The sequence below is a fragment of the Sphingobium sp. CFD-1 genome, assembly GCF_024611115.1.
Taxonomy (GTDB): Bacteria; Pseudomonadota; Alphaproteobacteria; order Sphingomonadales; family Sphingomonadaceae; genus Sphingobium; species Sphingobium baderi_A.
Genome location: NZ_CP084398.1, coordinates 2640201 through 2652642, shown reverse-complemented (window position 1 = coordinate 2652642; position 12442 = coordinate 2640201). Strand labels below are relative to the sequence as shown.

The window sequence follows — 12442 nt, the reverse complement described above, 5'->3', positions numbered from 1 at the left end:
CCGGGCGTTTCCGGCCGCGAAAGGAGAAGCCTCCCATGTCTCTTGCCATGGCGCTGAACGCCGCCGTGCCGCGCCTTCGCCCGGCATATGGGGCGGCGGGATGAACCATCCGCTGATCCTTGTTGCCGAACGGCAGATGGAATTGCGCCAGGATCTGCATGCCTTTCTGGAGCAGAGCGGATTCCGCACGCTGCCTGTATCTTCCGCGCGCGACGTTTGGGACGCGATCACGGCCGAGCCGGTCGATGCGTTGGTGCTGGACGCGGGGCTGCGCGGCGCCGATGGTATGGACCTGTGCGGCGGGGTGCGGGCGCGCAGCGATGTGCCGATCATTCTGGTGGGCGCGAACAGCACCGAAGTCGACCGGGTGGTCGGACTGGAACTGGGCGCGGACGATTTCATCGCCAAGCCCTATTCGACGCGGGAAGTGGCTGCGCGCCTGCGCGCTGTGCTGCGGCGCGGAAGAAGCGCGCGGGCGCTGGGCCAGCGCCATCAGACCGAAGCGCATTTCGAGGGCTGGGTGGTCGATTTCGCGCGGCGTGAAGTGCGCGATCCCGATGGCGCGCCGGTCGACTTTACGGCGGCGGAATTTTCCCTGCTGTCCCTGTTTCTGGACAATGCGCGGTCCGTCGTCGCCCGCGCCAGGTTACTGGAATTGAACGGCACGCGGGAAACGCCTTCGTCCGACCGCAGCGTGGACGTGCTGGTCAGCCGCCTGCGCCGCAAGCTCAATCACCCCACCCGCGCGGCGCCGATCGTGACGGTGCGGGGCATCGGCTATATGTTCAGCGCGATCGTCGAGAGGCGCTGACAAGCCCAGACATAGTTTTTAACAAAGGCGCTGCGCCGCAGCAAAACGGCATCCCTATTCTTCCTTCCAAAGCCGGTCCGTTCCCTCGACCGGCGTAAAGACAGGAAGGATAACGACATGAACGAGCTTATCGGCCGCGTCTTCAGTTTCGAAAGCCATGTCTTCCCGAACCAGAGCGTGCTCTATAACCGGCTTGCCAGCGATGGGCAGAGCCCCAAGGCGCTGATGATTTCCTGCGCCGATTCCCGCATCGTCCCCGAACATATCATGCAGGCCGACCCCGGCGACCTGTTCGTTTGCCGCAACGCGGGCAATATCGTGCCGCCCTTCGCCACGCAGAATGGCGGCGTGTCCTCGACCGTCGAATATGCGGTGATGGCGCTGGGCGTGCGTGACATCATCGTGTGCGGACATAGCGACTGCGGCGCGATGAAGGCGCTGGTCAATGAAGCGCCTCTTGCATCCATGCCCAATGTGGCGGCGTGGCTGCGCCATTCCCATGCCGCGCAGAAGGTCTGCCGCGAAAGCTATCCCGACGACATCAGCGACGAGGAAAAGATCCGCAATGTCACGCTGGAGAATGTCGTTGTCCAGCTCGCGCATCTGCGGACGCATCCTTCGGTCGCGTCGGGCATCGCGCGCGGCGAGATCGCCCTGCACGGCTGGGTCGTCGACATCCATGCGGGTCAGGTGCTGGGCCTGGACGGCGAGACCGGCCGTTTCGTGCCGCTGCGCGAAGGCCAGCCCATGCCCGTCGCCTTGCCGCACGCCCGGCGCCTCGCCGCCGGAGCGGTTTACGCAGAGGCCGCGGAGTAAGCCATGCTGAAGGCGTTTTCAGGCGGTACGCTGAGCCGCGACTTCACCGCATCCATCGTCGTTTTCCTGGTGGCGATGCCCTTGTGCATGGGCATCGCCATCGCGTCCGGCGTGCCGCCTGAAAAGGGGCTGGTTACCGGGATCATTGGCGGTATCGTCGTTGGCCTGCTGGCCGGATCGCCCCTGCAGGTCAGCGGCCCAGCGGCGGGTCTGGCCGTCATCGTCTTTGAGATCGTCCAGCAACAGGGCTTGTCGGCGCTGGGACCGATTCTGATCCTGGCGGGCGCGATTCAGGTGATCGCGGGGCTGCTCAGGGTCGGTGGATGGTTCCGCGCCATTTCGCCCGCCGTGGTCCATGGCATGTTGGCGGGCATCGGCGTGCTGATCGTCGTCGGGCAATTCCACGTCCTGTTCGACGACAAGCCGTTGTCGAGCGGTCTGGCCAATCTGCTGGCGATGCCGGGCCAGATATTCGGCCTTACCAATCAGGATGCGGCGATGGCCTTTGCCGTCGGCCTTGTCACCATTGGCGGCATGATCGGTTGGGAAAAGGTCCGTCCCGCATCGATGAAATTGTTGCCCGGGGCGCTGGTCGGTGTGGTGCTGGCGACGCTGGTGGCCTTTTTCCTGGGCCTGCCGGTGGCCCGCGTGGTGGTGCCGGAATCGATCATGTCGGCAGTCACCTTGCCGGAAGGCAATCTGCTCGCCCAGCTGATGACCCCCTCCGTCATCACGACCGCCATCGCCATCGCCTTCATCGCCAGCGCCGAAACGCTGCTGTCGGCGGCGGCGGTGGACCGGATGCATGACGGCGTTCGCACCAATTATAATCGCGAACTGAGCGCGCAGGGCGTGGGCAATCTGCTTTGCGGCTTTGCCGGCGCATTGCCGATGACCGGCGTGATCGTCCGCAGCTCCGCCAATGTGCAGGCGGGCGGCAAGACGCGCCTGTCCACCATGCTGCACGGCATCTGGATATTGGGCTTCGTCGCGCTGCTGCCCTGGCTGCTGCGGGAAATCCCGATGGCGGCGCTGGCAGGCATATTGGTGGTGACGGGCGTGCGCCTCGTCAGCCTAGACCATGCGAAGCATCTGCTGCACCGCTATGGGCCGCTTCCGGCGGTGGTGTGGGCCGCGACGCTGGTGACGGTGGTGACGACCGATCTGCTGACGGGCGTGCTGGTCGGCATTGGCCTGTCGTTGCTGGAAATGCTGCCCCATGTTCGCCGCCTCGGCCTCAAGATCGACGAGACGAGCTGGGACAACAAGCATGAAGTCGCGCTGGACGGCACGGCCAGTTTCTTCAGTCTGCCCGGCCTGTCCGCACGACTGGAGGCATTGCCCGCCGGCCGCGTGATCATCCTCAACGTCGAACGGCTTGGCCATATCGACCATACCTGCGCGGAAATGCTGCGGGAATGGATCGACCGCCGCCGCAATGCGGGGATGGAGGTCGAACTGTTCGGCGCGGCGGGACGGTTGCGCCAGCTCGCGGCCTGACCGCTCCCGTTTCGAATCCCCCCTGGCCGCCGCGTCCTCCACCCCCGGACGCGGCGGCTTTTTCATGTCTGGCGTGGAATGGGACAGCAATGAAATGGAAACATGGGTTGCCAATTCGGAAAAGAACCGTGTTCCCCGGGCCACGCTATTCGCCCAGCCTTTCGCACTTGCACAAAATACGGTTTGTAAGGGACGGCAGGCGGGATAGCCCTGTGTCTGTCCGCACGTACCGAAGGCGAACCGATCTTCGGACTGGCGGACGCAGGAAGGAACATTCTTTCGTAAAGGGGAATGTTCATGAAAAAATACCAGATCGCCTGTGCCGCTCTCACGCTGATATCCGCAGCGCCCGCCTTCGCGCAGGAGGCACCCACCAGTCCTGTCACGGTTTCGGGCAGCGTGGCCCTCGTTTCCGATTACCGCTTCCGCGGCGTGTCGCAGACCGACAAGGGCATGGCTGTCCAGGGCGGCGTCACGCTGACCCATGAAAGCGGCCTTTATGGCGGAACATGGGCGTCCAACCTGTCGGGATGGGGCACGTTCGGCGGCTCCAACATGGAACTGGACCTGTTCGCGGGCTATGCCATCCCGCTGGGCGGCGCGACGCTGGACGTCGGCCTTACCTGGTACATGTATCCCAGCGGCGCGGACACCACGGATTTCGCCGAGCCTTATATCAAGCTGTCGGGTGATGTCGGCCCGGTTTCCGCCCTCGTCGGCGTCGCCTATGCGCCCAAGCAGAAGGCGCTGGGCAAGGTCTATAACAGCGCGGCGTCGGTCCTGCCCGACAATCCGGGCAAGAAGAACGACAATTTCTATGTCTGGAGCGACGTTAGCGGATCGATCCCCAATACGCCCGTGACGCTCAAGGCCCATCTGGGCTGGTCCAAGGGTAATTCGGGCCTGGGCCCCAACGGCACCAGCCTTGCCCCGACCGGCAAATATCTCGACTGGATGGTGGGCGCGGACGTGGCTGTTCCGAACACGCCGCTGACGGTGGGCGTGGCCTATGTCGATACCGACATCGCCCGGGTCGAGGAAAATTACATCCGCCCGAACTTCTCGGACGCGGACGGTTCGTCCATCGCGCGTGGGCGTGTGGTCTTCTCGCTCTCGGCAGCGTTCTGATCGAAGAGGACGGGGCGGATGTCCTCCGCCCCGTCCCTCGACCGCGAATGTCTCCATCATGACAAATTGTTGCTGACGGCCCGGCATCCGCGCGCGCCCCGGCCGCTTGGTTGACCGTCGGCAGGCGCGGCCCTATCTCCTCCTCATGATCCATTTCCACTGTGTAAAGTCGCGATGACCGCCCCTTCGATCATCCTGGTGGAAGACGATCCGCCGCTTCGCACGCTGACCGCCCGTGCCTTGCAGGAAAATGGCTATCAGGTCCGCCCGGCATCCTCCGGCCCGGAAATGTGGGTGGCCTTCGACGCGGGACCGGTCGACCTCGTCGTGCTCGACGTCATGCTGCCGGGCACCAACGGCATCGACCTGTGCCGCCAGATCCGCCGCAAGAGCGACGTGCCGATCATCTTCATCAGCGCCAAGGGCAGCGAGACGGACCGCATCGTCGGGCTGGAACTGGGCGCGGACGATTATCTGCCCAAGCCCTTCGGCACACGCGAGCTGATCGCCCGCATCCGCGCCATATTGCGCCGCGTCGGGGTGGAGCGCGGCCCGGACGAGCATCGCGACAATGAAGCGCGCTTCGACGGCTGGGTCGTCAATTTCCCCCGCCGCGAGCTGCGTTCGCCCACGGGCGGCATCGTCGACCTGACCGGGGCGGAGTTCGACCTGCTCGGCTCTTTCCTCAGCCACCCCCAGCGTGTCATTGCCCGCGAACGGCTGATCGAATTGTCACGCACCCGCATGGGCGACAGCAGCGACCGCAGCATCGACGTGCTGGTCAGCCGCCTGCGCCGTAAGCTTTCCACGCAGGACAAGGGCGCCCCCATCACCACCGTGCGCGGCGTCGGTTACATGTTCAATGCAGAGGTCAGCCGCGCTTGAAGTCGGGGATGAAGCGGCCGCTCGGCCTGGTTGGGCGGATTTTCGCGATATTGCTGCTGACGGTGGTGCTGGAATTCGCGGTCGGCACGCTGATCTACGAGCGGGCCAGCCATTTGTCGCTTCAGGATGACGAAGCGCGCCGGCTGGCAGAACATCTCATCATCGCGCGCAAGCTGATGGACGAGCAGCCCGCCCAGGCCCGCCGTCCGCTGGCGGTGCAATTGACCACCGACCGCTACGACATTCACTGGACGCCCGCATCCCCGCCGCCGCCGCCGCTTGCGCCGGAACTGGAGCGGATGCGGCGGCAGATCGTCGCTTGGGAACCGTCGCTGGAAAGGTCGCGTCTCTGGCTGCGGCTGGCCGCGCCGGGGCGCGTGTCGGAAATCAATGGCGGGCTGCTGCTGTCGGACGGCAGCTGGCTTTATTTCGGGATGCACCATAGCGGATCGAAATGGGAATTCACCATTGGCCGGGTCGGACTGGCCCTCATTCCCGTGGTGGCGCTGCTGCTGGTGGGGGGCGCGATGATCCGCCGCACGCTGGCCCCCTTGCGCGAACTGACACGCGCGACCGAGCGCATTGGCCTGAGCGATGGGGTGATCGTGGAGGAAGGGGGCGGCAGCGACGTGCGCGACCTGATCCGCGCCTTCAACGCGATGCAAAAGCGCATCCACCGCCTCATCACCGAGCGGACGGAGACGCTGGCGGCGGTGGGCCATGACCTCCGCACGCCGCTCTCCCGCTTGCAATTGCGGCTGGAAGGCGTGCCGGACGGCGAAGCGCGCGAGGCGATGGAGGGTGACCTTGCCGAAATGGGCGAGATGATCGATTCCCTGCTCGCTTTCCTGGGCGGGGAAAAGAATACGGAGCCGACCCAGCGTACCGACATCGCGGTCATGCTGGCGACCATCGCCGATGCCTTTCAGGATCAGGGCAGGGATGTGGATTATGACGGCCCCGATCATCTGGAGATGGCGGCGCGGCCGCTTTCCCTGCGCCGCGCCGTCGGGAATCTCGTGGAAAACGCGCTGCATTACGGCCAGCGCGCGCGGGTCAGCCTGTCGCGGCGCGATGGGGAAGTCCTGATTCGCGTGGATGATGACGGCCCCGGCATCCCCCGCGACAAGCTGGAGGAGGTGCTGAAACCCTTCGCCCGGCTGGACGAAGCGCGGCAACGCAACACGCGCGGCCTTGGCCTCGGCCTGGCCATCGTCGCAAAGGCGGTGGAGCGCGAGGGTGGGGCGCTGCTGCTTGTCAACCGTCCCGAAGGCGGCCTGCGCGCCGAAATCAGCCTCCGCGCGCTGAACAGTTAGGGGAGGCATGGGATTGCAAACCCGTGCTGGATGGCGGGGTTTGGGTGGGAAGGTGGACGTCGACTTCCTTCGGATGGAACGTTCGCTTCCATCCCAACAAGACGGCGTCCGCCCATCCCCTTTCCTGAAGGATTGAGGCGGAGACGCGGAGACGTTGTGGACCATCAGCCTGTGCCCTTCGCGTCTCTGCGCCTCCGCGTGAACCTGAAAGGGCGCTCTGAATGGCGGTTATGGGTGGAAGGTGGGCATTCCCTTTATCTCCGTTCGCCCTTCGACACGCTCAGCCCGAACGGAGGTGGAGTGGCGGCTATGGCCGAAACCCGCCATCCCCACTGCGCGTGAATTTGCAGGCCGCGTGACTAATGCCCAGCGCAGCTATCTCCTTCGCCGGCGATCAGATCCAGGCAACGTCCGTCTATCTCGCCCTTGGGCACCGGCAGGTTGATGAGCGCGGCGAGGGTCGGCAATATGTCTACCGTTTCCACGCCCAACGGCTGTTCGAAATGCCGCAGTCCCTTGCGCCAGAACAGGATCGGCACGCGCCGGTCGGTGTCCCATGGACTGCCATGGGTCGCCACATAGCCTTTGGTCGGGTCGATGATCGGCATGATGCGGGGTTTCAGCAGCAACAGCAGGTCGCCCGAGCGTTCGGGATCAAAGCTCGCCCGTGCTTCCTGCAACAGGCTCCAGCTTTCGGGCGGGCCGGAGGGAGAGGGGGTGGCGGCGATCTCCGCCCTGGTGAATACCGCCTGCACCTGGGGATGGGCGCGCAGGATCTTCAGCGTTTCGGCCTGCACGGCGGCGCGCTGTCCGGGCGTCAGGGAAAGGTCGAAATAGAGATCGCCCATCGGCCCGTCGCCCCAGATCAGCCTGCGCCCGGCCAGTCCCGTCCTGGCGCCGACCGCTGCGGTCAGCGCCTTGGGCGTCAAGGCCGCGTCCACGCGGCTTTCCATCGGCATGGCGTTCTGCCGGTGCCGCTCGGGCAGGTCATGGCCGCCATGATCGGCGGTCAGCACGACCACATAGTCGATGCCGGTCTTGTCCAGCCGGTCGAAGAAGGCGCCCAGTTCCTGATCCAGCCGATCGATCTGGATGCAGCTTTCCGTGCCTTCCGTGCCGTAAGTGTGCCCCACATAATCCGTCGCGGACAGGCCGATGGAGATGATGTCGGTCTGCCCCTGCCTGCCAAGGTCCATATTGTCGATGACCGACGCGGCCAATGCCAGCGTCAGGGCATCCTGTTCCGGCGATGCGCGAAAGACCTTGAAATCGCCCGCCTCCCGCGCGAAGCGGCCGGTGCCCACGCTCTTCCCCGCGCCAATGCCGACGGGGAAATCCTTTGCCGCGCATTGCGCCGGCAGTTCAAAGCCGGGGCTGGGCTGCGCCAGCCTCTGTGCGAAAACCGCATTCACCTTCGCGATCAGCGGCGGCGTCGGCACGCCCTTGTAGCTCACATAGCCTTTGGGGCTGAGCCACCAGACCTGATCGGCGGTCGGCCCGCCCATCATGATGGCCGCGCGATCCTTCCCCGCGACGGACACCACGCGGGTCGCCGGGTTCGCGGCCTTCATCCGCCCGCCCAGCGTCGGCACGCGCAGATGGATGGGGGAGGCGACATAATCGCCGCTGTTCGTCCCCGGCTGGCTTTCATCCTCGGCGCAATAGACCGCCTTGTCCTCGCGCCCGGTATTGAGGTCGAACCATGTGTTGGCGATGATGCCGGTGCGCGACGGGCGGCTGCCGGTCAGGATGGTGCTGTGGCCGGGGCATGTTTCCGTCGCGGCATGGGATTGATAACCGCGTGGGAATGCAATGCCGTCAGCGGCCAGGCGCTTCAGACCCGCTTCGAAATAAGGGCGATATTCGTTGAAAAGATCGCCGGAAAACTGGTCGACGGAAATGGCGACGATCAGCTTGGGCGGCGTCGCGGGCGCGCTTTGCGGGGCAGGGGCCGCGCCCGGCTGGGCGATGGCGGGCATCGCGCACGGGACGAGCAACAGGGCGGCGGCGACTTTCCTCAACATCATGCAATGACCTTCTCGACCTTGACGGCGGATGGACAGAGACCTAGCCCGCTCCAAGCCACCCGACCAGAGGCCCGATGCGGATAGTTCATGTCCTTTTGATGACGCTGGCGTTGTTGCTGACGCCAGCCGCCGCCTGCGCGCAGGGCGCCTTCGGGACGGGGGCGCCGCATATCGCCGCGCGCCTGTCGGCCGAAAGCGGCGCGCCCGCGCCGGGGCAGGAGACGACCATCGCCTTCGCCATGACGCCAGAGGCGGGATGGCACGGCTATTGGGAAAATCCGGGTGACGCGGGCCTTGGCATGACGGTCAAATGGACGCTGCCCAAGGGCGTGAACATTGGCGCGCTGCGCTATCCGGTGCCCGAAATGCTGACGATCTCCGGCCTGATGAACCATGTCTATGAAGGGCCTTATGCGATTCTGGCGCCGCTGGCGATTGCACCGGACGTGCCGGAAGGCACGCGCCTGCCGATCCGCGTGCGCGCCGAGTGGCTGGCCTGCACCGACAAGATCTGCGTGCCCGAAGGCGCGGACCTCAGCCTGAACCTGGTGGCGGGGAGTGGACAGGTCCAGCCCGCCGATGGCGCCCGCTTCGACCAGTGGCGCGCCCATCTGCCCCGGCCGCTGGGCGCGCAGGCCAGCTATGCGATGGCCGATGGCAAGCTTCGCATCGCCATCCCCTTTCCAGCGGGCGCGCAGGCGAGCGACGTGCATTTCTTCCCGCTGGCCGAAGGGTTCGCCCGCTATGCCGCGCCGCAAAAGGTGCGGCGCGAGGGCGACCGCCTGCTGATCGAAACGGAAGTGGGCGAGGGTTTCAAGGGCGGCAGGGCGCAGGGCGTGCTGCGGACTGGCGATCATGTTGGCTTCCTCGTCGCCGCCGTGGCCGGGCCGGTGGCCGCGCCGGGGGGAGGTGCGGCGCAGACCATCCTGATCGCGCTGGCTGGAGCAGTGCTGGGCGGCCTGTTGCTCAATGTCATGCCTTGCGTCTTTCCGATCCTGGGGCTCAAGGCGCTCAGCCTTGCCCGCGCGGGGGGGCAGGAACGGGAAGTGCGCCGCGAAGCCATCGCCTATGCGGCGGGCGTCATTGTCGCCTGTCTGGCGCTGGGCGGCGCGTTGCTGGCGCTGAGGGCGGCGGGCGCGGCTGTGGGATGGGCCTTTCAGTTGCAGGACCCGCGCATCATCCTGCTGCTGCTGCTGCTGGTGACGGCCATCGCCTTCAACCTTGCGGGCCTGTTCGAGCTGAGGGCTTTTGGCGGTGGCGAGCGTCTGGCCGCAAAGGGTGGCATGATCGGCAGTTTCTGGACCGGCGCGCTGGTCGCCTTTGTCGCGACGCCGTGCACCGGGCCTTTCATGGGCGCGGCCATGGGCGCGGCGCTGGTGCTGCCGCTGGCGGCCTCGCTCGCCATTTTCGCGGGGCTTGGCCTTGGCCTTGCGTTGCCCTTCCTGTTGCTGGCCTATCTGCCCGCCTTGCGAAGCCGCTTGCCGCGGCCGGGGCCATGGATGGAGCGGCTGCAACGCATTTTTTCCATCCCCATGTTCCTGACCGCACTTGGCCTTGCGTGGCTACTGGGCCAGCAGAGAGGCGTCGCGGCGATGACGCTGGGGCTCGGCGCGGCGCTGCTGCTGGCGCTGCTGCTTTGGTGGCTGGGCGGGCGGCAGGGCAGGGGAAAAAGCGGGGGCCTGTTCGTCTTGCTGGGCGCGCTGGCCCTGCTGGTTGTCGGTGCCGTCCTGCTTCCGAAGCAAGCGCCCGCCGCTGCTTCCGCACAAGCATCCGGAGCCATTCCCTTCGACGAAGCGCGTCTCGCCAGCCTGCGCGCGGCGGGCAAGCCCGTATTTCTCTACTTCACCGCTGACTGGTGCCTTACCTGCAAGGCGAACGAAGCCGCCGCCATCGACCGCGCCGAAACCCGCGCCGCGTTCGACAAGGCAGGCGTCACCGTCATGGTCGGCGACTGGACTAATGCCGATCCCGCCATCACCCGCTTCCTCGAAGGGCAGGGGCGGTCGGGCGTGCCGCTCTACCTCTGGTATGCGCCAGGCGGTGAGGGGAGGGCGCTGCCGCAGATCCTCACCGTCTCCACCCTGACCGCTTTGGTGCCCTGATGGCGAAGGTGCGCGCCGACCAGCTTCTCGTCGACCGGGGCCTGGCCGAAAGCCGCGCCCGCGCGCAGGCGCTCATCCTGGCGGGCCATGTGTTCCTCAATGACAGGAAGGTCGAGAAAGCCGGGCAGCAGGTCGCGCCCGATGCCTCCCTCGACGTGCGCGGCCGCGACCATCCATGGGTGTCGCGCGGCGGGATCAAGCTGGCCCACGCTCTCGACCATTTCGCCATCGACGTGACCGGCCTTGTGGCCATCGACGTGGGCAGTTCGACCGGCGGCTTCACCGACGTGCTGCTGACGAAGGGCGCGGCGCGGGTCTATGCGGTGGACAGCGGCACCAACCAGCTTGCGTGGAAGCTGCGTTCCGACCCGCGCGTCATCGTGCATGAACAAACCAGCGCCCGCATCCTGACCGCCAGCCACATCCCTGAACCCGTCCAGATCATCGTTTGCGACGCCAGCTTCATTTCGCTTGCCAAGGTTTTGGAAAGGCCCATGACTTTCGCGTCTTCCGGCGCGATGCTGGTCGCCCTCATCAAGCCGCAGTTCGAGGCGGGGCGGGAAGAAGTGGGCAAGGGCGGCGTCGTCCGCGATTCCGCCGTGCATGACCGCGTGTGCGCGGAAGTGCGCGCCTGGGTGGAGATGCAGGGCTGGCGGGTCGAAGGCATCACACCCAGCCCCATCACCGGCCCGCAGGGCAATGTGGAGTTCCTGCTCCATGCCCGCAAAGACGGGCTGTGACCGGCTGTTACATTTTGCGACAAAAGCATCTGTTGTGTCGCGTCTCAAGGGCCGCTAGCTCCCTTTCCATGCGTTTTCCCGTAGCTCTGTTCCTGTGCCTTTCCCTTGGCTTGACCGGCTGCGGCAAGAAGCAGGAGGCAAAGCCGCGACCCGCCGCGCTGGTCGAAGCCGCGCCCATCGGCAGCGCCACTTTTTCCGATGATGTGGCGGCGGTCGGCACCGCGCTCGCCAATGAACAGGTGGTGCTGTCCGCCCCGGTGACGCAGCGCATCACGGCGCTGAACTTCTCCGACGGCGGCTTCGTGAAGCAGGGGCAGGTCATCGCCACGCTGGCCCAGGGGCAGGAACAGGCGCAACTCGCCGCCGCGCAGGCGCAGGCGCTGGAAGCGCGTCAGCAACTTGATCGGATCAAGGCGCTCAAGGCGCGGGGCTTCGCCACCACCGCGACCTTCGATCAGCAGGTCGCCGCCGCCAACGCCGCGCTGGCCAATGCCCAACTGGCCAAGGCGTCGATCGGCGACCGGGTCATCCGCGCGCCCTTTTCGGGCTGGGCCAGCCTGCGGACCGTCTCGGTCGGCGCGATTATATCAGCGGGCACGCCCATCGCGACGGTCAGCGATATTTCGCGGATCAAGCTCGACTTCACCGTACCTGAAACCCAGCTCTCCCTGATCCGGCAGGGGCAGGCGATCAAGGCGGTGTCGGCCGCATGGCCCGACCGGCCCTTCAGCGGCGCCATCGCCACCATCGATCCCGTGGTCGATCCCGCCACCCGCGCGGTGAAAGTCCGGGCGATCCTGCCCAATCCCGACCGTGCGCTGAAACCGGGGATGTTGATGACCGTCAGCGTCATCGCGCGCCAGCACCAGTCGCTCGCCGTGCCGGAACTCGCGGTGGTGGGCGATGGCGAGCAGCGGTCGATCTTCATCGTGCAGGATGGCAAGGTGAAGCGCACCGATGTCCGCACCGGTCTGCGTCAGAACGGCCTCGTTGAAATATTGGATGGCGTAAAGGCGGGACAGGTCGTGGTGACGGATGGCGTCGTCAAGCTGACCGATGGCGTCCCCGTGCGGATGGAGGGCGCAAAAGCCCCCACCGCCGCCCCGGCGCGCTGACG

General features: G+C 66.1%; 10 protein-coding genes. 9 read left to right on the top strand and 1 reads right to left on the bottom strand.

Features of this window, described 5'->3' with window-relative positions; genetic code table 11:
* Positions 1 to 100 precede the first annotated feature (100 nt).
* The 6 genes from LDB26_RS13405 to LDB26_RS13380 all read left to right on the top strand — a co-directional run bounded on the left by LDB26_RS13405 (position 101) and on the right by LDB26_RS13380 (position 6456).
* Positions 101 to 811, top strand: a complete 711-nt coding sequence (locus LDB26_RS13405) for a response regulator transcription factor (protein ID WP_062067578.1) — start codon at positions 101 to 103, stop codon at positions 809 to 811.
* Between the two features lie 117 nt (positions 812 to 928).
* The gene (locus LDB26_RS13400; RefSeq protein ID WP_062067576.1) at positions 929 to 1627 is read left to right on the top strand and encodes a carbonic anhydrase; all 699 of its coding nucleotides are present in this window, start codon (positions 929 to 931) and stop codon (positions 1625 to 1627) included.
* Between the two features lie 3 nt (positions 1628 to 1630).
* Complete coding sequence (locus LDB26_RS13395) at positions 1631 to 3127, top strand: SulP family inorganic anion transporter (RefSeq protein ID WP_257538757.1); 1497 nt, start codon at positions 1631 to 1633, stop codon at positions 3125 to 3127.
* A 291-nt stretch (positions 3128 to 3418) separates the two neighbouring features.
* Positions 3419 to 4255 carry a TorF family putative porin gene (locus LDB26_RS13390; protein WP_062067571.1) on the top strand — a complete coding sequence of 279 codons (837 nt, stop codon included), beginning with the start codon at positions 3419 to 3421 and terminating at the stop codon, positions 4253 to 4255.
* Positions 4256 to 4429: 174 nt separating this feature from the next.
* A complete protein-coding gene (locus LDB26_RS13385; RefSeq protein WP_062067568.1) occupies positions 4430 to 5140 on the top strand; it encodes a response regulator in 711 nt (236 codons plus the stop codon).
* An 8-nt stretch (positions 5141 to 5148) separates the two neighbouring features.
* Entirely contained in the window at positions 5149 to 6456 is a 1308-nt protein-coding gene (locus tag LDB26_RS13380) for an ATP-binding protein (protein WP_257538755.1), read from the top strand.
* A 359-nt stretch (positions 6457 to 6815) separates the two neighbouring features.
* Here LDB26_RS13380 and LDB26_RS13375 read toward each other — a convergent pair whose 3' ends face one another.
* Entirely contained in the window at positions 6816 to 8480 is a 1665-nt protein-coding gene (locus tag LDB26_RS13375; protein WP_257542115.1) for an alkaline phosphatase family protein, read from the bottom strand.
* Positions 8481 to 8557: 77 nt separating this feature from the next.
* On the opposite strand from LDB26_RS13375, the gene LDB26_RS13370 reads away from it, so the two are divergent.
* The 3 genes from LDB26_RS13370 to LDB26_RS13360 all read left to right on the top strand — a co-directional run bounded on the left by LDB26_RS13370 (position 8558) and on the right by LDB26_RS13360 (position 12440).
* Positions 8558 to 10585 carry a protein-disulfide reductase DsbD gene (locus LDB26_RS13370; RefSeq protein ID WP_257538753.1) on the top strand — a complete coding sequence of 676 codons (2028 nt, stop codon included), beginning with the start codon at positions 8558 to 8560 and terminating at the stop codon, positions 10583 to 10585.
* On the top strand, positions 10585 to 11325 hold the full coding sequence (locus tag LDB26_RS13365) for a TlyA family RNA methyltransferase (protein ID WP_257538751.1): 741 nt from the start codon (positions 10585 to 10587) through the stop codon (positions 11323 to 11325). Before LDB26_RS13370 ends, LDB26_RS13365 begins: the two co-directional genes overlap by 1 nt.
* 68 nt (positions 11326 to 11393) lie before the next feature.
* Positions 11394 to 12440 carry an efflux RND transporter periplasmic adaptor subunit gene (locus LDB26_RS13360; RefSeq protein ID WP_257538749.1) on the top strand — a complete coding sequence of 349 codons (1047 nt, stop codon included), beginning with the start codon at positions 11394 to 11396 and terminating at the stop codon, positions 12438 to 12440.
* Positions 12441 to 12442 lie beyond the last annotated feature (2 nt).

Excerpts from the sequence above, each read along its gene's own strand:
- LDB26_RS13405 (WP_062067578.1), top strand. The coding sequence starts at position 101 with ATGAACCATCCGCTGATCCTTGTTGCCGAACGGCAGATGGAATTGCGC.
- LDB26_RS13400 (WP_062067576.1), top strand. The coding sequence starts at position 929 with ATGAACGAGCTTATCGGCCGCGTCTTCAGTTTCGAAAGCCATGTCTTC.
- LDB26_RS13395 (WP_257538757.1), top strand. The coding sequence starts at position 1,631 with ATGCTGAAGGCGTTTTCAGGCGGTACGCTGAGCCGCGACTTCACCGCA.
- LDB26_RS13390 (WP_062067571.1), top strand. The coding sequence starts at position 3,419 with ATGTTCATGAAAAAATACCAGATCGCCTGTGCCGCTCTCACGCTGATA.
- LDB26_RS13385 (WP_062067568.1), top strand. The coding sequence starts at position 4,430 with ATGACCGCCCCTTCGATCATCCTGGTGGAAGACGATCCGCCGCTTCGC.
- LDB26_RS13380 (WP_257538755.1), top strand. The coding sequence starts at position 5,149 with ATGAAGCGGCCGCTCGGCCTGGTTGGGCGGATTTTCGCGATATTGCTG.
- LDB26_RS13375 (WP_257542115.1), bottom strand. The coding sequence starts at position 8,480 with ATGTTGAGGAAAGTCGCCGCCGCCCTGTTGCTCGTCCCGTGCGCGATG.
- LDB26_RS13370 (WP_257538753.1), top strand. The coding sequence starts at position 8,558 with ATGCGGATAGTTCATGTCCTTTTGATGACGCTGGCGTTGTTGCTGACG.
- LDB26_RS13365 (WP_257538751.1), top strand. The coding sequence starts at position 10,585 with ATGGCGAAGGTGCGCGCCGACCAGCTTCTCGTCGACCGGGGCCTGGCC.
- LDB26_RS13360 (WP_257538749.1), top strand. The coding sequence starts at position 11,394 with ATGCGTTTTCCCGTAGCTCTGTTCCTGTGCCTTTCCCTTGGCTTGACC.